Source organism: Pseudomarimonas arenosa (assembly GCF_014841215.1).
In the GTDB taxonomy this organism is placed as follows: Bacteria; Pseudomonadota; Gammaproteobacteria; order Xanthomonadales; family Xanthomonadaceae; genus Pseudomarimonas; species Pseudomarimonas arenosa.
Genome location: NZ_JACYTR010000059.1, coordinates 1 through 23,270, shown reverse-complemented (window position 1 = coordinate 23,270; position 23,270 = coordinate 1). Strand labels below are relative to the sequence as shown.

The window sequence follows — 23,270 nt, the reverse complement described above, 5'->3', positions numbered from 1 at the left end:
GGTATCGACGCTTGGCCGAGCACTAGCGCTCCAACTCGCGGCGGGCGTCCAACACTCGTTTCCACTGCGCATCGCGCTGGGCGCGCTGTTTTACCACCACGTCAAAGTAGTGGCGCAGCTTCTTGCCGTCATCCGGGTTGTCTTTCAGCACGGTGCCGATCAGCTGGCGCGCGACGTGTTCGCCATTGATTTCGCCAGCGCCAAAATAGTGCGCGTCCAGACTGGCCGCATAGCCCACCGCCACCGCTTCGGCCGAGGACATCACTGCTGTTGGTCGCTCGACCACGATGCCTTCAGCGGTGACGCCATTGCGCAGATCCTGGAACGCGGTTACCAGCAGTTCCACCACATCCTGGCTGAAGTCGACCTCGATTTCGGCGTGGCGCAGCAGAGCTTCGGTTTGCTGGCGAACCAGCAACAGCTCCTGCTTGCGATCATTGATCGGGCGCACCGTCTCGAAATTGAAACGGCGCTTCAAGGCGCTGGACATCTCATGCACGCCGCGATCGCGGATATTGGCCGTGGCCAGTACGTTGAAGCCGCGCGCAGCGAAGACGTTGGCCTGCTCGCCATCCAGCTCAGGCACATGCAGCACCTTGTCTGACAGCAAGCTGATCAAACAGTCCTGAATCTCCGGCTGCACGCGGGTGATCTCCTCGAAACGACACAACTGACCCTGCTGCATAGCCTCGTAGATCGGCCCGCGCACCAGTGAACGCAGCGACGGTCCTTCGGACAGCAGCAGGGCGTAGTTCCAGGAGTACTTGATCTGATCTTCGGTGGTGCCGGCGGTACCCTGGATGGTGCGGGTGGAACTGCCGGAGATCGCGGCGCAGAGCAGCTCCGACAGCATCGACTTGGCGGTGCCGGGCTCGCCGACCAGCAGCAGGCCGCGATTGCTCATCAGGGTAACGATACAGCGATCGATCAGCGCATCGTCACCGTAGAACTTGCGTCGGATGCCCAGCGCATCATCGCCCACGATGAAGCTGCGCACTGCACGCGGTGACAGACGCCAGCCGCTCGGGCGCGCGCCGGAATCCTTCTCAGCCAGTCGGGAGAGTTCATCGGCATACACCTGCTCGGCAGGTGCACGCAGAATCTGATCAGCATTGCTTGCAGCGGACATGGTTTGCAACCTTAGGTTATGCGATGGGGGCTGGTCGAGCGAGGTGTGACCAAGGGTGTGCTGTGGCATGCCTGCCCTTGTCTTCTTTGGCCGCTCAGCTGGACTCCGGCTTTCGCCGGGGTGACAGATTTCCGTTTGTATGGGGCAGTCGCGGAAAGGTCTCAAGTGCGCTGGCCGGCCTGTCAAGCGCTCAGTCGCTGAAGCAGGCCGTACAGCTGGATGGCAAGGGATACTAACAAGCTGCTGAGACTCATTTCAGCAGCCTGCTAATACTCACTCTTCCTGCGCCACTCAGGATCAAACCCAGCGCCGTCGGCAGCGATGATGCGCAGATCGTTGTAGCACTCCGAGAGCAGCACGGCTGGTACCTGCGAGAGTGTCATCGCTGCGCGCTCCCAGGCATTGCCCTCGGCGCTGCTAAACGACATGTTCAAGAGGGCCACGGTGCGGTTCTGCTCGGGCAAGGGGTTGCCGGTGAATTCAATCACCGCTACCAGCCCCAGGGTGGGGAAGCGCTTTTCATAGGTGGTGAACCAGCCGCCGTCCTCGGTGGAGCCGCGGGTGTAGCCGAGCTTGTTGGCACGGCCACGCAGGGCAAAGGTTTCGATCAGGTAGCCCTCGAAATCCTCGATGCTGGTGTCTCTGGCTTTCTCTGTTGGTAGCGCGTAGGTGCCCTTGCCAAACTGCTGGAACAGCGGAGCGACTTCGTAGTCGATCAGATGCTGCTGCCACTGTGTCACCTGCTCGGCCGGAAGATTGGTATCGTGCGCCACCCTTACTCGAGCATCGCTCGCCAGGGTCACTGAAGAATCCTCGACGTCGGTCAGGCTGCCGTCATCCAGAGGGCGGAAGGTCGCTCTCACCTGGCCGTCGCTGTCGGTCACTGCCCAGACCAGCCGTTGCACCAGGCGGCGTACCACCGGGTGTTGATTGAGATAGGCGTTCCAATCCTCGAATGGCCAATCGCGCTCGGTGCACAGCGCCTCGTACAGCCGCTCAGTCTGCTGGCTGACGATGTTCTTGATTTCCTTCTTGGCCAAGGAGAACGCCTTCTTGGCGTCCTTGGCCAGGTTCGCATCATCATCCTGGCGCGGATCGGGCAGGGCGGCGATTTTCTTGCCGTCCGGATTGAATAGCTCGACCTTGAAGTCAGGTAGCAATTTCGCGCTGAACACGCGGTTGCCGTAACTAAGCTCAAGCACGCCACTCTCATCGAAGCCTGCACTGGGAATCGTACGATCGGCCAATTCGGCGATCGTCCAGCCTTTGCGATCAGCCAGGGCTTCGGCCTGGCGAGTGGCCTCCTGCTGAAAGCTCTTGGTGCGGAAGCGATTACCTACCGACAGCATCAGCTGGGTTGCGCTGGGATGCTCGATCCAGGCCAGCATGGCGATCAGCGCCTTGCCCTGTGCCGCACGGGTGCCGTAGTACTCCTTCAGGTAGCGGCCCACCGGCGCTGCTGCGGCGCCACTGGCGCAGGCCGCGGCTACCGCCAGCAGGCCCTTGGAGCCAATCGCCGAGCCCGCCGGCTGGCGCAGAAAGCCCGGCAGGTAGGTTGCCGTCAGCTCTTCCACCGACTTGCCGAGGTTCGGGTCATCCTTGTAGTACTGCGGATGTGAGGTCATCCAGCCATGCACCTGCGTGGCCTGTGTTTGCGCCTGGCGCATGGCTTCATCCGGTGCAATCGGACGGGTGTCTTCGGCCATCCAGGTTTCCAGGATGAACTGGCCGAGCTGCTCACGCTCGCGCGGCACGATCATCGAACAGTACTTGCGCAACACCGCGTTTGGTTCTGGTGATTTCTGCTTGACTGCCTGTACCAGCAACCATTGCAGCACGTCGGGCGACACCGGTTCGCCGCAGTCGGACCAATGCACCGAAGGCAGGGCAGACCAGGGAAACCACTCCAGATCCTTCGGTAGGCCCTTGCTCAGCGACTTACTGGCTTCGCGCGCCAGCGCCCCGCGATCGAGGTACTTTTCCACCGGTTGCCCCATCGCCTGCAGGGCATCGAGCATGGCGCCCTTGGCGACTTCGTGCTTTTCCTTGGCGACGGCTTTCTCCAGTGCCGGAACCGCCTCCTGGTGACGCAGCTTCATCAGCCATTGCGCCGCGACGGCGCGCACCTCGGACTTGCCATCGCTCAGCGCATGGATGATGCGAACCTCCTTGCCCGCCAATTTGTGCAGCGCCGCCTGTGCTGGCAGTCGTTCGGTCTTGGCCGTACCCAGGGCCAGATCAAACATGGCGTTGATGACTCGTGCCGGCGGCGTCGGCAAACTGGCGACTGCTGCGAACAGGCCCTCGCGGTCGAACCAGTAGTCCTTCCTTTGGGTTGGATTCAGCAGCTCGATCAGCCGGTTCAGATGGTGGGCAAAGAAGGGCCAGGTTGCCTCTGCCGGCCAGTCGCGCGCCAGCGGGCTGCCCCAATGCATGCAGTAGCTGGAAAAAATCGCCCCGCAACCGGAGATCCCCATATCATTCAGCATGGTCGAGAGCTCGAGCAGGCTGGGCCGCTTCTGCGTGGCCTGCAGCGTGTTCAGCACGTTGACGGCGGGTGCACACAGTCCACGTGAGTTATCGCGAAGCAGATTGAAATAGGCCAGGCACTTGAGCAGCACCGCTGGCGAGGCCGTTGGGTTCTTAGCCAGACGTTGCAGTGCAGGTGCCACGAACTGCCAGTGGCTGTGCCGTAGAGTTTCCGCATGTGCCCTGCCGCGCGCTGAGGGGGAGTCGATGTACTGACAAAGCTCCTTGAGCGCAGACTCGGCATAGGACTTGTGCACGTGCAGAGGATAGGCCTTCTGCCCTCGCGCGATCGCCTCCTCGCGCGCCTTTCTTAACTGCTCGTTGCTCTTTTCAACGGCGTCATTCAGATCGCGCCACAGCCCTTCGAGCAGTTGCTTCACCTCCGGGGTCAGCGCCCCGGACCAGTCGATCACCGGCAGTGCGTATTCATAGCTATCCGATTCCACCGCCTGCTCGGCAATCGTGGTCCACTCTGCGGGCAGGGCGTTCACCGAGGGCGCCTTGTCGGCCGCCGCGGTATCCATGGCGAAGCGGCGCAGCGTCTCTGCATGTCCTGCAGAGGACAGTTGCCAGAGCAGGCGCAAGCTGTTGAGGCGCTGATCAGGCTTGGCTTCCACGGCCAGCTGCTTCAGATGCGGAATGGCTTCGTCGATGCAACGACGAAGCAATGGTTCAGCTGCAGCGCGCACCTGCTTGCTGCTGCAGGTACTGAGGTCGGCGAGCTCCTGCACAAAGGCCACCAAGACCGACTTATCAGCCCGTTCGAGCAGGGTCAGCAGATGCAGACGCTGATTGGCCGCTGGCAGCTGCAGCAGCGTGCGCACCTGATCGGCGTGGTGTGCGAAGGCGGCGGAGAAGCCGAGCACCGAGGTGAACCAGGCGGCATTCCGATCGAACCACCAGGTTTGTCCCGCGCTCGGATAGCGCAAGACACCGAGCAGCAAGGCGACCGGCTCGAGACCGGCGGCCACAAACATCTCCTCCATTCCCTGAAAGCTGAGCTCCCCTTCCTTGGCGGACTTGCCGCGTGCAGCGGGGCGCCCCGCTGCGGCGTGCATGACCAGAGCCTCAGGCCAGTGAACGCCACCCGGGAATTCCAGCGCCCAGTGAGCGTTCGAGCTGAAGCCGGCTTCCAACACCTGAGCCCAGCGCAGGCGGCAATCGGCCGGCAGCTCCTCGAATCCCTGATAGAACTGGGCGATCGCATCGTTGTCGACATCATGGCCCCAGGCCCCAAGATGCCGCGCCAGATTGCCCCAGGCCGACAGCTCCTGCAGCACCTGAGCCTCGGAGCCATCGGCCACAAAGGTCACGATATTGCGGATGGCGCCGTAACTGATCCCCTGGAACTTCTCGATGCCCGAAAGGGCCTTTTCCACCCGCCGATACCAAGGGTGGCTGGCACTGCCCACGGAATCCGATCTGCCAAGTATTTTTCCAATCCAGTTCATTGCCACGTGGTGTTCCTTAGGGATGTTCTCGGTACGGGGCCGGCTTCCCAGCTCAAGGCGCACCGGCAAGGAACCTCGGCGGTGCAAGCAGAGCAAAGACGGCTGAAGGCGCTTTCTATCACGGCTTCTTCACTGGGAGAAGCGAGCGTCGGCCTGCTCTGGATTGCTCGGCCCCAGGAGCGCCAATACACACGCGCCCTCACAGATTCCTGATGCCTCACGTTGGTTCGCCGACACCCTACAACGTGAACGAACGTGTTGGCCCTGTGGTGAGCGAGTGGTGAGCGAGCCGATACGTTGTCGTGTGCCTGGTTGGCGGGCCAGGGCCTGAGGTCTCCCCAGAAAACCATTAACAATTCAATCGTTTGCTGGTAGCAAGAGCGAAGAACAGGCTCAAGATCAAGGTCAACGATCAAGGCCCGCCCCACGCTCGACACCCCGGTGCAGCACGCTGCCCTCATAGGGTGCGCCTCGGCGCACCGCCTGCGCGGGTCTGCCAGCATCAGCCTCGCATCGCCACGGTTTCAATTCCCCACCACATAGCGTTGCGGTGGGCGGGGCGATGGCGGGCCAGGGCGCCAGGGCCCGCATACGCTCTGGCACGGCGCGCGGGAGTCGCCCTTGTTCGTCTGGCCCAAACCGTGCTCTGGCGTCGTTTACCACCAGGCTCCGGCGCTAGCAAAGGCCAGACCCAAGGCGGCTAATGCGATCAGCTTCGTAGGGCGGGCCCTTGGCCCGCCGTCGCTACGCTGAAACGCTCGGTGGAGTATGCCATGCTCACGATCAGCTTGCAGTTGCGTGGATGCTGGTTCCTGCGGTGGAAGTGGGTGTTTTGGGGCCAAGCAGCGGAAGCCTTTTCTGGGTATGGTCTGGATATAGCGCGGCGCGTCTTTGCTCTCTCGTAGCGCGCGGCGCAGGGCCCATATCGCGGTGGCGATGCCCTTGTCGCCGACCAGATGATTGCCGTCCCACACGCGTTCGATCAGTTCCTTGCGACTGAGCAGCTGACCGTTGCAGTCAGCGAGTGCACAGAGCACGTGCATGACTTGCGCGGTGATGCGCGCCTGATCGCCGTTCGGCCACTGCACCCGGTTTCGTCTGGGGTCGACGGTCAGTTCGCCGAGCCGAAATGGGTCAAGCTGCATGCTAAGGAATTCCTGGATCTTGGTTGTCGGTGGCGGGCCGCTGGCACGCGTATTCGCAGATCTTCATCTTGATTGCGGCATCTGCACGGCGCAGTGCATCACTTGACGCTCGGCGATTGTGCCGAGAGTTCCGCTCGTCGAATGGCACGTCCACCCAGCACCACGACGTCGATGGAATCAAATGCCTCGACCGAGGCCAGTGGGTCGGCGCTCAGCACGAGAAGGTCGGCGCGTTTGCCGACTTCGATACTGCCGATCTCGCTGGCCAATCCGAACGCCCTTGCATTGTCGAGAGTGGCGGCGCGCATCACCTCGCCTGGACTCAGCCCGGCGTCGGCCAACCAGCGCATCTCAAGCAGGCCGTTCAATCCTGGAGGATTGGTATAGGTCGGGCTTGAAGGGGTGTCACTGCCCAGAATCAGCCGCCCTCCTCGTTCATGCGCATAGCGAACCACTTGGCGCAGACGCTCGGCGGCAACACGGCTGGTTTCGTCGACAGCGCCGGTCGGCTCGTGGCCGAGAAAGCCGCGCACGACTTCGGTACGCTCAAGGTTCTTGGCCATCCGGCGGGCAAACCACTGAGCCTCGTCGGAGCGATACCAGGTAATCAGCTCGCCCGGCACGGCATGCCTCAGTCGTGGGTCGTCGAGAAAGCCTGGCTCGAACAGGCGCAACTCGGCGCCCAGCACCTGGCTGGTCGGCTGAATCGCGGTGCCCTGCGCGATCAAGCGGTCGAGCAGCTGACGGATGTCGGTCGGCAATTCGCGTTCGCTGTTCAGCGCATCCCAGTGCCACAGCCCGTGCGCCAGCACATCCACACCGCTGGCGGCCGCTTGTTGGTAGCTGGCCAGGCTGTTGCCGTGGTGGACATGGATCAGATCGGCCCCCTTAGCCTCTCGTTTGACGTGCGCCATCAATGCATCGGGTGGCACCGGCCAGTCCCACAGGCCGGCGAAGCCCTTTTCGTAGAACGTCTTGATGCAGCGGGCCTGGGTCTTGCGCACTTTTTCTATCAGTGCCTTGGGGCTGTGCTGCTCAGGCTGATAGTCGTCGGGCAAGGTGTTGTGCTGGTGCGGGTCGTCCAGCAAATAGGGTGAACGGCCGCGTTGCGACTCCGGTAGAAAGGCTTCGCCATAGCCGTTCGGAAAGGGCAGCGCTTTGCAGTAGCTGAGGGTGGGCGCGATGGGGTGCTTGGCCCACTCGGCAACAAAGGATTCGGACTGATTGAGATCGACCAGATGGGTGAATCCGAAATAGAGGAAGCTGCGCGGCTCCTGGGCGAGAAAGCTGCGTTGCAAGTCCGGATACTGCTCGGCCTGGTCCTCGCGCATGCCGGCGCTGCTGCCCAGGTGCACATGGCTGTCGATCAGGCCCGGGCTGAGAAACTTGCCCCGGCCTTCGATCACCCGGGCCGAACCTATGTCGAGGCGCTCGGGGCTGATGGCAACGATCCGTCCGTCGCCAATCAGCACGTCGACGTTGGGCAGAGGGGCCGAGCGTTCCGGCGAGACCAGGGTAATCTCGCGGATCAGCAATTGTTCGGCACTGGCGATGCTGGAGCACAGCAGCGCGAAGCACAGCGGGGCAATGGCACCCAGAGTTGATCGTATTGAACGCATGACTAGCTAGACTACTTTCGGAGACGGTTGGAGCTTGCGGTGAGCGCCGCCGAGCCGCGACCTGAAACGTGTTTTAGGCCCTTGGAACAATCACTTGCAAAGTTTGAGTACCCTGCTGGTCGGCCTGGTCTGCCTGATGTCGGCGATGCTGACCGGCCATTTGCTGCTGTCACGGACCAGCGTCGGTCGAGGACTCCTGGCCCTGTTTTTCGCCCTGTTCGCGCTGCAGTCCGGCCTGCTGGCCCTGCATCTGCTGCAGCCCGGGCTGTTGCCGCTCGGGCTGCGGGCCGTGTTCGGCGTCGCCATTCCGCCCCTGCTGTACCTGTACTTTGCGCGGCGTTCGGAGAGCGGAATCCACCGTCTGCGTTGGCTCGACCTGCTTCATCTCTGGCCGTCGATCACCGTGGCATTGCTGTTGGCATTTGAGGCAAGCGGCGCGGGTGAGGCGATTGATGCGGTGGTCATCCTCGGCGAGCTGGCCTATGCCTTGGCCCTGCTGTCCGTCGATCGAGCGTCGTGGCGGGGGTCGGCCGTGCACCGCTTTGGCCTGCCCTTGGCGGCGGGGTTTCTGGTATTTGCGGCCTTGGTCGATATCGGCATCGCCATCGAGCTGGCTCGTGGGAGCCCACTCTGGGCCTCCTGGGGGCTGAAGACCGGCATTGCCCTGATGCTGCTGTTGGTGCTGGTCTGCTTTGTCTGGGCCTGGCGCGACCCTGAGTGGATGCAGCATGCGGCCGGTGCCATCGATGACGCCATGCACGGCGAGGCCGAGGCGGCTGGTAGCCCGGAGGCTCGGCCCGAGGAATTGCAGCAACTGTGCCAGCGCATGCGCGAGATGTTGCTGCAATCGCAGCTGATCAACGAGTTTGGATTGACCATGCCTCGTGTGGCCCGGCGCCTGGGCGTGCCCAGCAAGCGCCTGTCGCAGGCAGTCAATACCGTTTATGGCAAGGGCTTTCGAACCCTGCTCAATGACTGGAAGGTGGAACGGGCGGCCACGCAACTGCGCGATCCGCAACTGATCGAGCGCAGCATCATCGACATCATGTTTGCCGCTGGCTTTCAGACCAAGTCCAGCTTCAACAAGGAATTCGCGCTGCGCACGGGAAAAACGCCGAGCCAATATCGGCAGGAACACCGGAGCTGACGCTTACGGGCTCGGTAAAGAGATTTTCTGAGGGTTTTTGAGTTGCTGCTGTCGGCACAGACGCACACTCTTCACGCTCCAGGCGATCTGGCCACCGCAAGCACGATTTCTTTTCTATGACAGCTTCCACTCGATCGAATTTCCTTCTTATCATGCTGGCCGCGTTGCTGGCGGTATTTCTTATCCCCGGCATCACCTACAGCGTGGCAGGCAGCTTGCGCGCTGAAGCGGATCGACAGTTCTTGGAGTCGGCCCGGGCTCAGGTCGCACGCACGCCGACGCAGGCGCTGGCAAGTGCGCGAACGGCTAACGAGATCGCTGCATTGGCACGCATGGCGAGCGCGCGAGACGCAGAAGCGCAGCAGTGGATCGAACGGCATGTTCCCTCGACAGCATGTGTTTCCAAGGACCCTGAGCTTGCCGAATACAGAGCCGAGGTGTGCGAGCGCTTCTCGTTGCTCTGGCAAGCCTTGGTCGCCGAACGCCTATCGGGTTGGACCTTGGCCGGTGGCGCGGCGCTACTGGGCCTGATCGGCGTGTTGGCTTCACTGGCATTCGCCAGTCGTGGCCTGCAGGCCCTTAGCTTTGTGTTGGGCTGGCGCGTGCTGGTGCTGGCTTCGGCGGCCCTGGTGACCCTGCAAGCCGCATTTGCCGCCTGGCTCTCCTATGCGCTCACGATCTACCTGGTCGAGGGCTACTACCCGAAGCTGGTCTTGCTGGTCGGCATCGTTGCCGTCGCCGGAGCACTGCACGCATTGTTCGCCATCTTCAAGCGGGTGCGGTTTGAGCAGGGCGTGCATGGCCATCTGCTGACCTCGTCGGAGGCACGCAAGCTGTGGTTGCGGGTGCGCCAGTTGGCCGCCCAGATCAGGACGTCGCCGCCGGCGCAAATCATCGCCGGCATCGATGCCAATTTCTTTGTCACCGAACAGCCGTTGCAGGTCGCCGGGCAAACGGTCAGCGGTCGCACCTTGTTCGTCAGCCTGCCCTTGCTGAGGACTCTGGATCAGGCCGAGGCCGATGCGGTGCTGGCGCATGAACTCGGCCATTTCGCCGGCGGCGATACCGCGAGCAGCGCCATATTGGGGCCGAAGCTGCATGCCTTTGACGCCTATCACCAGGCGATGGCCAAGCCGGGATTGAATTGGATTGCCTTTGCCTTGCTCGGGGCTTATCGCTGGCTGTTCGAGTTGGCCATGAGCAAGTCGAGTCGAGAACGCGAGTTTGAGGCTGATCGTGTGGCCTCCACGCACACCTCGGGCATGGCGGTGGCTCGCGCCCTGATCAAGGTGACGGCCTATGCCAGCTATCGCAGCAGTATAGAGAATGAATTGTTCAAGCAGAACGATGCGCTCAGTGGCCGGCTGGGTATCGGTGATCGGGTGGCGTCCGGATTGCCCGCGTTCAGTCGATCCGCTCAGTTCCTGAGTCTGATGCGCGATAGCGAAATTCCGCATCCGTTCGATTCCCATCCTCCGCTGCAGGAGCGGATGACCAAGGTCGGTTGCCGGATAGCCGAGCGCGACTACGCCAACATCGTATGCAAGGCGCCTGCGGAGAGCTGGGTCGATGCCATCAATGAGGCCGACCAGGTTGAGCTGCGCCTGTGGAACGAATTTGAGTCAGAGTTTTCTGCGCAACACGAGGTCGAACTGGCCTACCGCTATCTGCCCAGCAACGAGACGGAGCGTGAACTGGTGGAGCGCCATTTCCCGCCATTGACGTTTGCTCTCAAAGCCGATCTCAGCCTGGAAGTGAGCCATGCGGGAATGCGGCTGCCCAACAAGAGCGAAATCATGAGTTGGGACGATGTGCAGGAACTTGGCTACGAAGACGCCGTGGTGGGGGCGGATATCTTGTCGATCACTCACCCAAAGCGAACCGGTCTACCCGCTGAAAAGACGCGTGTGCCCCTGTCCATTGCCAGCAAGGATCGGCCCATGCTCAAGCGTGCGATCGAAAGCTACTGGAACCGCCACCGAGCGGCACGGATGCTGCAAGGGCAGATGCAGCCCGACGCGGGGTAGCGAATCCGCGCCTTGCAGTACCGTTATTCTCGCGAAAGCGGGAATCCAGTCGCTGGATCCGTGGACGTTCACTGGATTCCCGCCTTCTCGGGAATGACAGTCAGCGGCCACGACACCGCGATAGCGATTGGCGGCATAGAGATACCGAAGCCGCACAGATAGGCAACGGGCGCGCGTACATGGCAGCAAGAGGGGTCATGGCAGACTGAAGGGCCCATAACCCATGATCGACGCATCCAGAAAGAAGGGAGAGACTGTGTCCCCGTATCGCTACCACCATATCGGTATACCCAGTTTGGTCGAGCGCGAGAATGAAGAGTACATCGCCGACGACGGCGTCTATGCCTCGGGCTACTTCAACAGTCCGCACGCCATCGAGTGGTTACGCTTTGCTCCCGACAGCCCCTTGCCGGATCTGATCAAGCGCGTTCCGCACGTGGCCTTTGTGGTCGACCACCTCGACAACGCCCTGCACGGCCAGGAGGTTTTGCTGCCGCCGCGCTCGCCAGCACCGGGTGTGCGGGTGGCCTTCATCGTCGACAATGGTGCGCCGGTGGAATTGATTGAGTTCCTGCGCTCTGAACATGAGGTTTGGCCGCATGCGTGGAAGGTGTTTGAGGGCAGTGTTTAGCAGGCTGCTGAGACTTTTTTTCAGTAGTCTGATATTGCGCGCCAAGGATGGCGCGCTCGGAAAGCAAGCACGCATGTGATTGATTTCCGGCAAACCGTTAGACAAACTCATCGCAGGTGTGGCGCGGCTTTGCCGCGACCGGCTTGACCTTAGCCTGCCGAACGGTTGCGCTGAAAGCCATCCAGGTTGAAGGTCTCAGCAGGCTGTTGGGGAAGGTCTGAACCAGTCCATCCTGGGCTGTCAGACGCGCCGAGTTCGGCACAGGTGCGGATTCGGTTCGGCCGTGCTTGCGGCGACATTAAGCTTCGCTCGAACACGTCGATCAACCACTTGCGTTGCGGGGGGATTCAAGAATGCGCAGGAAGCAGAGTGTCTGTCCGCGGTCATGGCGATTGATCATATTCGGGGAGTTGGCTGATTCGATGCGCTGGCCACCGCGCAACTCGATGTGGCTGGTATCCACTGGCCGGCTGTCCCGGATCAAACGGTTGGTTGCGATCTGTCTGGTCGCCTTGCTCAGCGCCTGTGGCTCGCCGCGGCTGACCGGCGAAACGCCGAGTCCGCTGCCACTGCGCTCGCAGGCGCTGCCGCAGGCTACGCCGCTGACCCGCATTGCCCTTGGCTCATGCTATGCGCCCCAGCTTGAGCAGGCGCAGGTCTGGAATGCGATTGCCGCTGTCGAACCTCAGCTGCTGCTGCTCACGGGCGACAATGTGTATCAAAGCGAAGAGCGCGCTGAGCCTGGCTTGCGCGAGTTGCGTGATGCCTACGCAATGCTGGCCAGCGAAGCCGAGTTCGCTGCGCTGCGGCGCCGGACGACGATCTTGGCGACCTGGGATGATCACGACTATGGCTTGAATGACGCCGGTGCGGAGTTTCCGCAGCGACGGGAATCAGAGGCCTTGTTCGAATCGGTCTGGCCGATCCCCGAGGGCGCTTGGCGTGCCGACGGCGAAGGCATCTACAGCGAGCTGATCTGGGGTCCCGTTGGGCGACGCGTGCAGGTACTGATGCTGGACTCCCGCAGCTTTCGCGATTCCTGGCCGAGCAAAGAACAGGCGGGCTCGTCCGATGCCACCTTATTGGGTGAAACACAATGGCAATGGTTGCAGCAACGCTTGCAGATGCCGGCCGATCTGCGTCTGCTGGTCAGCTCAATTCCCGTGTTAAGTGAACGCCAGGAGGGCGAGAATTGGGCCCGTATGCCGGCCGAGCGCGCGCGACTGCTCGACTTGCTTGCGCGGCGAGCGGACAGCGGGCTAGTGATCCTGTCCGGCGACACCCACTTTGGCGCTGTGTTGGAACGAGAAGCGGATGACGAGACCTTGGTTGAGCTGCTGTCCAGTTCTCTCAACCTGCCGATCACCGAGGATGCGCGTCCCCAGCTTGAGTTGAACGATGCTGCGCGCAGGGGAGATGCCATCTTCGCGGCCAACTTTGGTCTGCTCGAGATCAACTGGGACAAGCAAGCGATCCTGGCCTCCTTGCGTGGTGATGATGGTGCCCTGTTGCTGCAGCGCCAACTAAGCTTCGCGCGGGACGCCAACGATTGAAGCAGAGGCAGCAGGGGGCACACCCTTGGCTTGGGAATGAGCGTGCACTCGTTGAACGGGGCGGCGCCATGACTTCGGCAAGCTCAGCCAGCGTGAGGCAGGGGGTGCAACGGACGGCCCGGGTTCGTTGCAGGATCGGGCCGAGCCGAGAATGCGCCGTCTCGGTGTCCAGGCGACGCTGCCATTTCGCCCGCATCGCCGGCAATCGAATCGGCTGGGTGAGCAGGCGGTGCTGCTGTTTGATCTGAATAGAGGTCAAAGAGCCCGCCATTCGGCGGCGGACCCATGGCAAGTGAACTTGTTCGCTTGACGCGGCGCGCATTCGACTGTCTGCTGTTCAGATGGGGGAATCGATGCGCTAAGTCGAGAATGCAGTCGTTGATCCGTCACGGGGGCAGGCAGTGCAACGAAAGGTGGTGATGCGCATTTCGATGGTCGGGCTGGCGATTGTTGTCCTCAGCGTGTTGGCGACCGCCTGCAGCGGACGTGTCGCGAGGCCGGGTTCGAACGGCTCGGTCCTGGTATGGGCCGAAGATCGGTTTACCGAAGTGGCGACGGTAGAGCAGGGCAGACGGTATCGGATTGCGGTCTGGGGCGGTTGGACTGATTGGTGGATCAACAGCACGCCGCGTGGCTTCGACTCGACCTTCATGCTGCGGGCGTTCGAACGCCATCGGGTATTACCGAATGCCAAGTGGTTCGCTCTCGGTGGCCTGGTGGCTGCGTCTGATGAAGACCTCGGTGCCTTGGATGAACTGGTTGCGGAGCAGGCCTTCGATCTGACGCCCTTTCTCGATCCTGGTCGCCTGTGGACGGCGCCAACCTCGGGCAGCCTGTACCTGTTCGCCAACGACGTGCCATGGGCGTACTTCAACAATCGCGGGGCGATCGAAGTGCGAGTGGAGGAGGCGGGGTCGATCGACCCAGGCCGCGTGTCAGACGGCGTTGCGTCCCCGGTTCAAAGCAAGCAATGAGGGAGGGGTGTGTATGGAAGGGGTAATTCAGATTCGAGGCCTGGCGATTGAGTTCGACGGCACCGAGGCAACACTTGAGCGCATCAAGGCCGGCATCCCCGCGGCAACCAGGGCCTTGCTGACCGATGCGTTTCGCTTGGATCAGAGCGATCCGACATCGATGGTGTTGAGGGTGGAGCCCGATTCGACACGAACGCTGACCCAGGAAGAGTACCGGGCGGCGCGCGATTCGATTCAAGGGCTGGCCGAAGTTGAACCCTATGCCATCGTCCAGGGCATGCTCGAGCCTCGAATCGACAGCAGCGAAACCACCGCTGAGTTCGAAAGCTTCGGCTATCCAAGTTCCGATCTTCCCGGCACCGAAGACCCGCTCTGGCACCACGAGCGGGCGGGTGTGTCGGCCGCGCATGCGCTGGGTGCAACCGGGATGGGTGTACTCGTGGGGCATCCAGACACTGGCTACACCGACCATTGGGAGCTGAGTTCGCCCAGAATTCGCGCAGACATCGGACACAATTTCGTTGAGGACAGTGCCGATCCGACGGACCTGCTGCACGGTGGCAATCCCGGGCACGGGACCGCCACCGCCAGCGTGCTGATGAGCGGTCTGGCCGACCGAGGCGACCTTGAGCCGGAGGAAGTGGCCGGGGTGGCCCTCGGCGCTGAGCTGGTGCCGATCCGGACCATTCGGCACGTCGCCTTGATTGCTTTTCACGATGTAGCGCGGGCCATTCACCATGCCGTGGATCAGGGCTGCCACGTCATATCCATGAGTTTGGGTGGCGTACGGGTGTTCCCATTCGACGGCTTGAAGAAGGCGGTTCGCCGCGCCAGGGATAACGGCGTGATCGTGGTGGCGGCAGCCGGAAACGCGCCGGCCAAGGATGTGGTGGCGCCGGCCAACCTGGACGATGTGATTGCCGTGGCGGCCACCACGATCAAGGATGAGCCCGCCGTTTGGAGTTGCCGCGGACCCGAGGTGGATCTTTGCGCACCGGGTGAATCGGTATGGCGAGCGCACATCAATGGCAAGGGGGCCAAGGGAACGGGGCGCGGTCATGGTACTTCGTATGCCACGGCCATGGTGGCGGGTGCGGCCTGCCTTTGGCTGCAGCATCACGAGCGAGACAGCTTGTTAGGAATGTATGGCAGGCGCGGCCTGGTCGCGGCATTCAAGCAGATCCTCACCACGCCCGGGCAGGGCGTGCGGCGACCCCCAGCTTGGGATACCGAGCGCTGGGGCGCGGGAATCCTCGATGCTCGCGGATTGCTCGACGCACCACTGCCGCCGCCGCGTTGAGTCGGTCATGCAAATCAATTCACGGGTGATCGAAGCATCTGAGCGACGCCTGCAGGAACTGCCGCACTACCGGGCCTGCATCGAACGCTTGCCGCGCGAAATGAACGTTCGATCGGACTTCGTGGCGAAACGAATGGCGATGATGCAGGTCGGCGGCGCGCAGCCGTCGGTCACCGAGATCGAGCGCAGCATCGGGCGCAACGATCTGCTGGATCTGTTCTATCTCGATCGCATCGCCATCGCCGCCTTGGCGGTGGCGCGAATCTCGCTGAAGCGTGGTGCCGCCACGGGTTTCATGATTTCTCCTAGCCTGATGCTGACCAATTGGCATGTGTTCGAGTCGGAAGATGTGGCGCGTGAGGCCCTGGCCGGGTTTGAATACCGTCGCAACCTGCGCGGAGAGCCGCAGCGTGCTGTGGAGTTCAGTTTCCAGCCTGATCGCTACTTCTTTGCTCGCAAGGAGCTCGACTATGCCGTGGTAGCGGTGAGTGCGCGCAGCCTGGATGATCGGGTGCCGCTGTCTCGCTACGCCTATCTTCGCTTGATTGGCCAGACAGGGAAGGCCAACCCGGGGGAGTGGGCGACGATACTGCAACACCCTGGCGGCCAGCCGCTGCAGATCGCCATCCGCGAAAACCAGTTGATCGAAGAGCCGTTTCAGGGTGATTTTCTCTGGTATCTGAGCGACACAGCACAGGGTTCCAGCGGCTCACCGGTGTTCAACGATCAGATGCAGGTGATAGCCCTGCATCACAGCGGTGTGGCGCGGCGCGACGGCCAACTCTATGTGCTGCAGGATGGGCGTCGCGTGCCCAGTCTCGACGGCTACTCTGAGGAAGAGGTGATCTGGGACGCCAATGAAGGCATTCGGGTCAGTGCCTTGTGCCGCGACATGATTGCCAACGCACCACGCGGTGCTGCCTACGATGAGTTGATGCTGGCCATGCAGGGCGGCGACCTGCTGGAGCGTGCCTACCAAGGTCGCCCGCCGCTGGGTGCCGCGATGACGGAATCCTTCTCAGCCGACGCCGCACGAATGGGAGAGCGCCGGGTGGTCGGTGGCATCGAAATACCGATCACGCTGACGATCGGCGTGGAGCCGGTCGGCATCGCGCCGGTAGGAGCGGTGCGCGTTGAACTTGCCCAGTTGGCAGCGGCAGGCGCCAGTGCACCGGTTGTCGACGATCAGGCGCATGGGCAGGTACAGGTCGGTTCCGCGCGGCAGGCAGCGCCGGCGAAACCTGCCGCACGGGTGTCGGCAGCGGTGGATCGCCCACCATCGAAACGTCGTGGTAGACCACCGAAGACCTAGCCCAAGTATCGAGAGGTCGTGCCGAAAGATCCGCGACGTCCAAGCGGGGGCAAGTCCCGAGGTTTCTTTCGCCTCAGCCCCGCGCAGGCAGGGGGCCAGCGCTTGGCTTACCAAGAATCGTTCGAAGAGCGAAGGCGCCGGATTCCCGTCCACGCGCGCCGACGCGCGAATGACGCTTCGTTGGGCGTCGATGTGCTGCAGTTCTCCACCGTGTTCCGCCTCCGTCCGAGACCACCGGCAAACCGATGCTAAAGTGCGCGCTGACCTTCAAGCGAGTGCGTTGATGAACGAGCAGGCTGCGTATCCCATTGGCATCCAGGGTAAGCCCTGGGGAGCGCCCGAACGGGCCGAATGGCTGTCGCGCCAGGTGCAGCATCGGCGCTATGCCGAGGATGTGCTGCCGCGCATTGCCGCCCTGCAGGAGCGCTTCGAGGTGCAGCAGTACGGTGAGCTGCACTATCCGCCGGATCGCTATTCCTTGATGCTGGTGAAGAGCCGGGGCTGGGATGCGCAGCGTCCGTCGGTACTAGTGACCGGTGGCGTGCATGGCTACGAGACCAGTGGCGTGATGGGGGCGCTGATGTTTCTTGAGCAGGCAGCCGAACGCTACCTTGGTCGAGTGAATCTGATGGTGTTGCCATGCATCAGTCCGTGGGCCTACGAACGCATTCACCGCTGGAACGCCGATGCCGTTGATCCCAACCGTTCGTTTCGCGAGCACAGCGAAGCTGAGGAGTCGGCGGCGGTCTGGCGTCTGATTGCGCCGCTGCGCGACCAGTTCCTGCTGCATATCGACCTGCATGAGACCACTGACACTGATGGCAGCGAATTCCGCCCGGCCCTGGCTGCGCGCGATGGCAAGATGCTCGAGCCCGAGGGAATTCCCGATGGCTTCTATGTGGTGGGCGACACCGCGAACCCGCAGCCGGAGTTTCAACAGGCGGTGATTGCCGCGGTGGCCAAGGTCACGCATATCGCGCCGGCCGATGAGAATGGCGAGATCATCGGCTCGCCGGTGGTTGCACCGGGCGTGATCAATTACCCGTTCAAGGAGCTGGGGCTGTGTGCAGGGCTGACCGATGCGCCGTTCACCACCACTACCGAGGTCTATCCCGACAGTGACCGAGCGACGCCTGAGCAGTGCAACGCAGCGCAGGTGGCGGCGGTTTGCGCTGCCATCGACCACGCCTTGGGAAACAGCGAAGCGCCCTGATTGTCACGCGTCGGCAGGCGCCCCGGCATTCTCTCCTCGATACAGGCGTGTTGACGCCGCTGAGGTTGCGCGTGGCCCATGCGCAGGCGGCTTGCGTTAAACTCCGCGCCTCGTCGGGCCCGATCGGGGGTGGGCCTGGTAGACATGGGTCGTATTGCGGTGACAGTCTGCATGAATGGGTTCAAAGCGAGCGTTTTCTGGGCATTGCTCGCCTGGTCGTGTGCTGCACAGTCAGCGTTGCATAAGTGCGTCGACGAGGCGGGCAATACCCGCTACAGCGATTCACCCTGTCCCGAGGCCAGCGAGGCCGAGCGCTTGCCCATGCCCGGTAGCGCCTTGTCTGTGGTTGAGAAGCGTGGGCCTGAACTGCCCGGCGTTCACCCCAGTTGGCTGGTCCTGCCCGGCGAATCCGGGCAGGAATTGAGTTGTGGAGGACGCTCCTGCGTCTGTGGCGATTACGAGGTGCGTCATCGCAGCCGCGAGCCGGAACAACGCCTGCTGCGCGCCATCGAAATGCTGCCAGAGCAATGGCTTGACTACGAGAACGCCACCGCCGAGCTGAGGTTGCGCAAATGGCACAACCTGGATCGTGACTCCGGCTACGACCTGAACCGAACCTCCTGCCACCTGCGCATCAGTCAGCGCACGGTGGAGATGTACTACGAGGACTATCTCGCTCCGCTGCTGAAGCGGCCGCAAGTCGAGGTCACCACCCTTCGTCATCAGCGCCAGAATTGTCAGCGTCCGACGGGTGATGAAGCCAACTCCGGCGATGCTTGGCTGGCCTACGAGCAATGCGAGAACAAGGGGCTGGAGGGCCGCGCAGCCATCCATCATGTTCCGAGTTCGCGCGACTACTCGCTTCAGCGCTTGCAAAAGGCATTCGCCGTCCTGCAGGAACCGCGACCCGGCTGGGTGCCGTAACAGGCTGCTGAGACTCATTGCGGCCGCTGCCAAGTCGCCAAGTTGCCGCCTGCATTTCCATTTCCATTTCCATTTCTAGTTGTTGGATACGCGATGAATCTTCTTCGACTGACCGGCCTGTTGCTCGGATTGCTGCTCTCCATGGATACCCTGGCCGCATTGCATAAGTGCGTCGACGCCAGCGGCAAGTCGCGCTACAGCGATATTCCCTGCCCGGAGCAGGAGCAGGCCGAAGTGAAGCCGATGCCGGGGGGGCTCAATGCCTTGGCCTTGAACGGCGCTGTCGAGGGAGTGGCCGGGCTGCATCCGACCTGGATGCAGACGCCTGCCTACCTGCAACATCAGGTTCGCTGCATGGGGCAGCTGTGCATGTGTGGCAGCTGGGAGTTCAAGAAGTCGGAAGCCGAGCAGCATCGTTTGCTCAATGCGCTCGACAATCTGCCCAACCTTTGGCAGCGCTACGACGCGTTAAGCCGAGAGCGCAATCAGCGCGACTGGGCCGGCAAGCAGCCACAGTCCGCCGAAGGTCTGCAGCGTGTTGCCTGCGAAATTCGGGTTGAACAGAAGATTCTGGTTGAGCTGTTCCCCAAGTTGGTGCCGGATCTGGTTGATCGCCATTCGCGCAGCCTGGAATGGATTCGTCGAACCAACGAGCGCTGTCGCGAGCCGGCCGTGCCGCGTAACCATGAAAACGAGGCGGCCTGGTATGCCTATCAGCGTTGTCGCGATGAGGCCAGCAACGAGAACAGCCGGGCGACGCAGAAAGCCCAGGAAACCCGGGATGCCGACGAGCGGCTGCGCGAGGCGATGGCGACCTTGGAACTGCCTCGGCCTGACAATAGTCGATGAGAGCAAGACCTGGGCTGGCCTGCTGCTGGCTGGGGGTGCTCGGCCTGCTGATGCTCGGCCAGGCACAGGCAGATCTGCACCGCTGCACGGCGGCGGATGGCTCGGTGAGTTACCGCGACACGCCCTGTGAGGCCAGCGAAGCGAGTCAGGTGGAAGCGATGCCGGGCAACGGAAAGGCCCTGTCTGCTGACCTTCGTGAGGCAGTGAATCTGAGCGGTTTCCACCCCAGCTGGTTCGAGGGCCCGCGTCATCTGGTGCAGCGGGTGCAGTGCAGTGCCTCGGCCTGCGCCTGCGGCCATCAGCGCGAGGTTATCCAGACCGACACGGTAGTGTCCGTACTTAACGCTATGATGAGCTTACCCTCTGACTGGAGAGCCCATGGTGCTGCGGCAAAGCGTTGGGACGAACTGGGCGCGCGGCAGTCGACATTCCCTGCTGTGCGCGGGGAAGTGGAGCGGATGGCCTGTCGGGTTGCGCTGCGGCAAATGATTGTCGCCAGGTGGTATCCGACGGTTGCGCCGTTGGTGATTGAAGGCCATGAGCAGCGCGAGCAGCGTCTGGCTGAGATCGATGCGCGCTGTAAGCGGCCAGAGGAAACCGGCTGGACCCAGAGCGAAGCGGCCAAGGAATGGGTCAGGTGTCTGGATCGCAACCGCTCCGAACACAACGAAGCGGTGCGCTCACGGCGTCAAACCAGTGGAATCTATGATTCCTTGCTGGAGGCGGCGGAAGACCTGCGCAAGCCTCGGCCGCGCTCTTGATCCGACGAGTAAATGTGGTCACTCGCCGGACCGATTGTCTTGCTCGCGGTCTTGCAACCGGGTCTTTACCATTGGCGACGGTAGCTCAGTCTGCTCCGTGATCCGTATGCCGGCGAACACGCTGCGAGGGCTTTGTTCAGCACTCGGCCGTCTTGCCGCGTCCATCCTTGCACTTCTTCGGCTTGCGCTTGAGGTCGACCTGGTCGCTCTTCTGGTCCGACTGCTTGTCCTGAGAGCCCTGTTGGCCCGACTGACCGCCGCCGGTTTGCATGCCGGCCATCATCGCTGCCTGATCATCCTTTTTCTTGTCTTTGCCGGCCTCCGCCGGCCCCGCCGCCAACAGCAGGCAGGCGCTGGCCAGCGATACGATCAAAAAGCGGGTGGTGCTCATCATCGTCGATTCTCCTGGTCGGGCATCGGAGTTCGAACATACACCCGGGCGCCGGCCCTGGCAAAGTCTGCTCGGCCGCTCTCATCCGATCCTGACAGGCTGCTGAAATGAGTCTCAGCTGCCTGCCAGCGCAGCAACGAAGGATCGCCCCGGCTGCTAAGATTTCATGCCGCATTCACCAGGAGCTAGATCATGGCCGCACAGCACACAAACCACGTGTTCAAGGCGATTCGGGGCTGGGTCGGTTCGTGCGCGTGCGTCATGGTGTTGATGATGTTTCTGGCGCCCGTCGCTGTTGCCGAATCGACATCGGCGCGGGTCATCTGGTTGGTTCGGCACGGCCACTACCTGCCCGACGCCAGCGCCGACCCCAAGCTGGGACCCGGCATTTCGCCCTTGGGCGTGGCGCAGGCGCATCTGGTCGGCGACCGATTGGCGCAGTTTCCGCAGACTTTTGATGCGCGGTATGTCAGCCCGCTACAGCGCGCTCGGGACACGGCCGCAGTGATGGGGCAAAGCCTGTCGGGGGCGACCTTCGAGGTGGTCAGCGATCTGGCTGAGTGCACGCCGCCGACACGGCGTCAGGCGATCACTGAGCAGATGCCCGAGTCCGAACTGATTGCCTGCCAGCAGCAACTGGATCGTTTGTTCGAAACCTACTTCAAGCCGGGCGGAGACGCTGCGCAGCGCAACTTGATGGTGTGTCATGGCAATGTGATTCGCTACCTGATCACCCGCGCGCTCGGAGTGGACAAGCAAGCCTGGCTGGAGATGTCCGTGGGTCACGCCAGCCTGACCCAGATCCGCATTGAAGCCGATGGCAGCTACAAGGTGATTGCCGCCGGCGACGTCGGGCACCTGACGCCGAGCTTGCTGACCGGCGCCAGCGGCGACCCGGAGCGTGGTCTGGCGGTGCCCAAACTACCTGTTCAGGGTGCACAGTAAGGTTCCTGGGTAGGGGCTGGGAGCAAAGCGCGTCAGCGAATCAACAGGTTACGATATCGGTTCTTGGAAAGGGGGCGCAGGACTTGAGGCTCCTCGGCCGGCGGGAGCGCGAGCATGCGAGGGCAGTGCGGATAACACGGTCGGTTTCTCGAGCGAACTCGGAGTCCGAGTGTGCCCAGATCGAATCGTTCGGCGTATCCTCCATCAGGCATGGATACCCATGGGAGGCGCGGATGATCATGCCGTCGAGATCAATGCGCAGTGTGGTTCGTCGCGCCTGTGTGTTGCTGGCGGTTGTGGTCTGGCCTGCGGTGGGCCATGGCCAGGACGCCGCCAATGTCGAACACGATCCGCTGGCGCAGTCGCCGGCGCGGCAGCCGCTCAAGGCCTGGCACGATGCCCTGGCCCTTCTGCCTGCCACAATCAAGGTACGCCGACTGGCATTTGCGCACCACGGCCTGTTTGTCTTTCATTCTCCGCAAACGGGCAGTGAGATCCATGCCGACTTCTTCAGCTGGGCTCGCGGTCAGGTGAGTCGGGAAGACAGCGGCCTGCGACCGTCGAGCATGTGCACGGCTGCGGGCGTAGGCCTTGAACGCATTGCTCCGGCGTTGCAGCGACTGGAGTCCGAGCGCACCTGGAAGCAGCATCAAGCCAGCATGGACACCGTGGTGCTGGAGTGCTTTCGTGATCGCCTGTACTGGTCGCTGATGCCGGCGCCTGCTGGTGGCTACCAGATGGGCGAGGCGATTGCTACCTATGACGTCGAGTTTGATGCGCCACCGGTCACCCACTTCGACGTCGAGTGACTCTTGATCATGAATCGATCCGGCGGCTTGAAGTTTGAACATCCTGTCCAACTTAACAAGCCGCCGAAAACGTCCATCCAGGAGGTTTTCAGCGCAACCGTTCGACCGGCTCAGGGCAAGCCGGTCGGGGCAGAGCTGCGCCACACCTGCCGGGAATCAAACACGTGCGTGTTTGGTTCCCGCGTGCGCCGTCCGTGTCGCGCAAGATCAGGCTGCAGTAATGAGTATTTCAGCAGCCTGTTAAAGCCCCGCAAGTCCGGTGCAAGCCCTTACTCGCGGGCGCTTCACGGCGCCTTGGGCGCCGCTCGCGAGCAGCCCATCCAGGGGCTGCGCTCGCTCCGGCGAGTCAAGACATTAACCCGGATATTTGATGAGGTCGCGCCGAAAGATCCGGCGATTCCAAGCGGGGCGAGAGTTTCGACCGATGGTGTTGAGATTACAGAGTGTTCGCGATCTTTCGGCGCTGGCACGGCCCTCATTCGGCCGCTGCGCGGCTACGCAGGGCATTCGCCCTGAGGTCCTTTGCGCCGATTGCCGCGTTGTTCGGCTGCTACGCAGCAA

18 protein-coding genes are annotated in these 23,270 nt (G+C 62.4%); 13 read left to right on the top strand and 5 right to left on the bottom strand.

Going from position 1 to position 23,270, the window contains the following annotated elements; translation table 11 throughout:
• Positions 1–22: 22 nt before the first annotated feature.
• The 4 genes from IFO71_RS18140 to IFO71_RS18125 all read right to left on the bottom strand — a co-directional run bounded on the left by IFO71_RS18140 (position 23) and on the right by IFO71_RS18125 (position 7,873).
• Complete coding sequence (locus IFO71_RS18140; protein ID WP_192031089.1) at positions 23–1,129, bottom strand: ATP-binding protein; 1,107 nt, start codon at positions 1,127–1,129, stop codon at positions 23–25.
• Positions 1,130–1,395: 266 nt separating this feature from the next.
• A complete protein-coding gene (locus IFO71_RS18135) occupies positions 1,396–5,109 on the bottom strand; it encodes a DUF4132 domain-containing protein (protein ID WP_192031088.1) in 3,714 nt (1,237 codons plus the stop codon).
• A gap of 656 nt (positions 5,110–5,765) precedes the next feature.
• Positions 5,766–6,254 (bottom strand): winged helix-turn-helix domain-containing protein, encoded by a 489-nt coding sequence (locus IFO71_RS18130; RefSeq protein ID WP_192031087.1) that lies wholly within the window; start codon positions 6,252–6,254, stop codon positions 5,766–5,768.
• A 98-nt stretch (positions 6,255–6,352) separates the two neighbouring features.
• Positions 6,353–7,873, bottom strand: a complete 1,521-nt coding sequence (locus IFO71_RS18125; RefSeq protein ID WP_192031086.1) for an amidohydrolase family protein — start codon at positions 7,871–7,873, stop codon at positions 6,353–6,355.
• A gap of 94 nt (positions 7,874–7,967) precedes the next feature.
• Between IFO71_RS18125 and IFO71_RS18120 the strand changes: the two genes are divergently transcribed.
• The 11 genes from IFO71_RS18120 (at position 7,968) to IFO71_RS18070 (ending at position 20,564) form a co-directional block, all read left to right on the top strand.
• Positions 7,968–9,020, top strand: coding sequence for a helix-turn-helix domain-containing protein (locus tag IFO71_RS18120; protein ID WP_192031085.1), 1,053 nt, complete (start codon positions 7,968–7,970; stop codon positions 9,018–9,020).
• A 152-nt stretch (positions 9,021–9,172) separates the two neighbouring features.
• Entirely contained in the window at positions 9,173–11,047 is a 1,875-nt protein-coding gene (locus IFO71_RS18115) for a M48 family metallopeptidase (RefSeq protein ID WP_192031084.1), read from the top strand.
• A gap of 256 nt (positions 11,048–11,303) precedes the next feature.
• A complete protein-coding gene (locus IFO71_RS18110; RefSeq protein ID WP_192031083.1) occupies positions 11,304–11,678 on the top strand; it encodes a VOC family protein in 375 nt (124 codons plus the stop codon).
• A 422-nt stretch (positions 11,679–12,100) separates the two neighbouring features.
• A complete protein-coding gene (locus tag IFO71_RS18105; RefSeq protein WP_192031082.1) occupies positions 12,101–13,231 on the top strand; it encodes an alkaline phosphatase D family protein in 1,131 nt (376 codons plus the stop codon).
• 401 nt (positions 13,232–13,632) lie between these two features.
• Positions 13,633–14,205 carry a hypothetical protein gene (locus tag IFO71_RS18100; RefSeq protein ID WP_192031081.1) on the top strand — a complete coding sequence of 191 codons (573 nt, stop codon included), beginning with the start codon at positions 13,633–13,635 and terminating at the stop codon, positions 14,203–14,205.
• 13 nt (positions 14,206–14,218) lie between these two features.
• A complete protein-coding gene (locus IFO71_RS18095; protein WP_192031080.1) occupies positions 14,219–15,505 on the top strand; it encodes a S8 family peptidase in 1,287 nt (428 codons plus the stop codon).
• Positions 15,506–15,512: 7 nt separating this feature from the next.
• Positions 15,513–16,817, top strand: a complete 1,305-nt coding sequence (locus IFO71_RS18090; protein ID WP_192031079.1) for a trypsin-like serine peptidase — start codon at positions 15,513–15,515, stop codon at positions 16,815–16,817.
• A 283-nt stretch (positions 16,818–17,100) separates the two neighbouring features.
• Positions 17,101–18,030: a M14 family metallopeptidase gene (locus IFO71_RS18085; RefSeq protein ID WP_192031078.1), complete on the top strand. Its 930-nt coding sequence runs from the start codon at positions 17,101–17,103 to the stop codon at positions 18,028–18,030.
• Between the two features lie 171 nt (positions 18,031–18,201).
• On the top strand, positions 18,202–18,954 hold the full coding sequence (locus tag IFO71_RS18080; protein ID WP_192031077.1) for a DUF4124 domain-containing protein: 753 nt from the start codon (positions 18,202–18,204) through the stop codon (positions 18,952–18,954).
• Between the two features lie 93 nt (positions 18,955–19,047).
• Positions 19,048–19,803: a DUF4124 domain-containing protein gene (locus IFO71_RS18075; RefSeq protein WP_192031076.1), complete on the top strand. Its 756-nt coding sequence runs from the start codon at positions 19,048–19,050 to the stop codon at positions 19,801–19,803.
• On the top strand, positions 19,800–20,564 hold the full coding sequence (locus IFO71_RS18070) for a hypothetical protein (protein ID WP_192031075.1): 765 nt from the start codon (positions 19,800–19,802) through the stop codon (positions 20,562–20,564). The genes IFO71_RS18075 and IFO71_RS18070 overlap by 4 nt, the downstream gene beginning before the upstream one ends.
• 136 nt (positions 20,565–20,700) lie before the next feature.
• Here IFO71_RS18070 and IFO71_RS18065 read toward each other — a convergent pair whose 3' ends face one another.
• Positions 20,701–20,958 (bottom strand): hypothetical protein, encoded by a 258-nt coding sequence (locus tag IFO71_RS18065; RefSeq protein WP_192031074.1) that lies wholly within the window; start codon positions 20,956–20,958, stop codon positions 20,701–20,703.
• A 270-nt stretch (positions 20,959–21,228) separates the two neighbouring features.
• On the opposite strand from IFO71_RS18065, the gene IFO71_RS18060 reads away from it, so the two are divergent.
• On the top strand, positions 21,229–21,900 hold the full coding sequence (locus tag IFO71_RS18060) for a histidine phosphatase family protein (RefSeq protein WP_192031073.1): 672 nt from the start codon (positions 21,229–21,231) through the stop codon (positions 21,898–21,900).
• A 239-nt stretch (positions 21,901–22,139) separates the two neighbouring features.
• Positions 22,140–22,709 (top strand): hypothetical protein, encoded by a 570-nt coding sequence (locus tag IFO71_RS18055; protein ID WP_192031072.1) that lies wholly within the window; start codon positions 22,140–22,142, stop codon positions 22,707–22,709.
• Positions 22,710–23,270 lie beyond the last annotated feature (561 nt).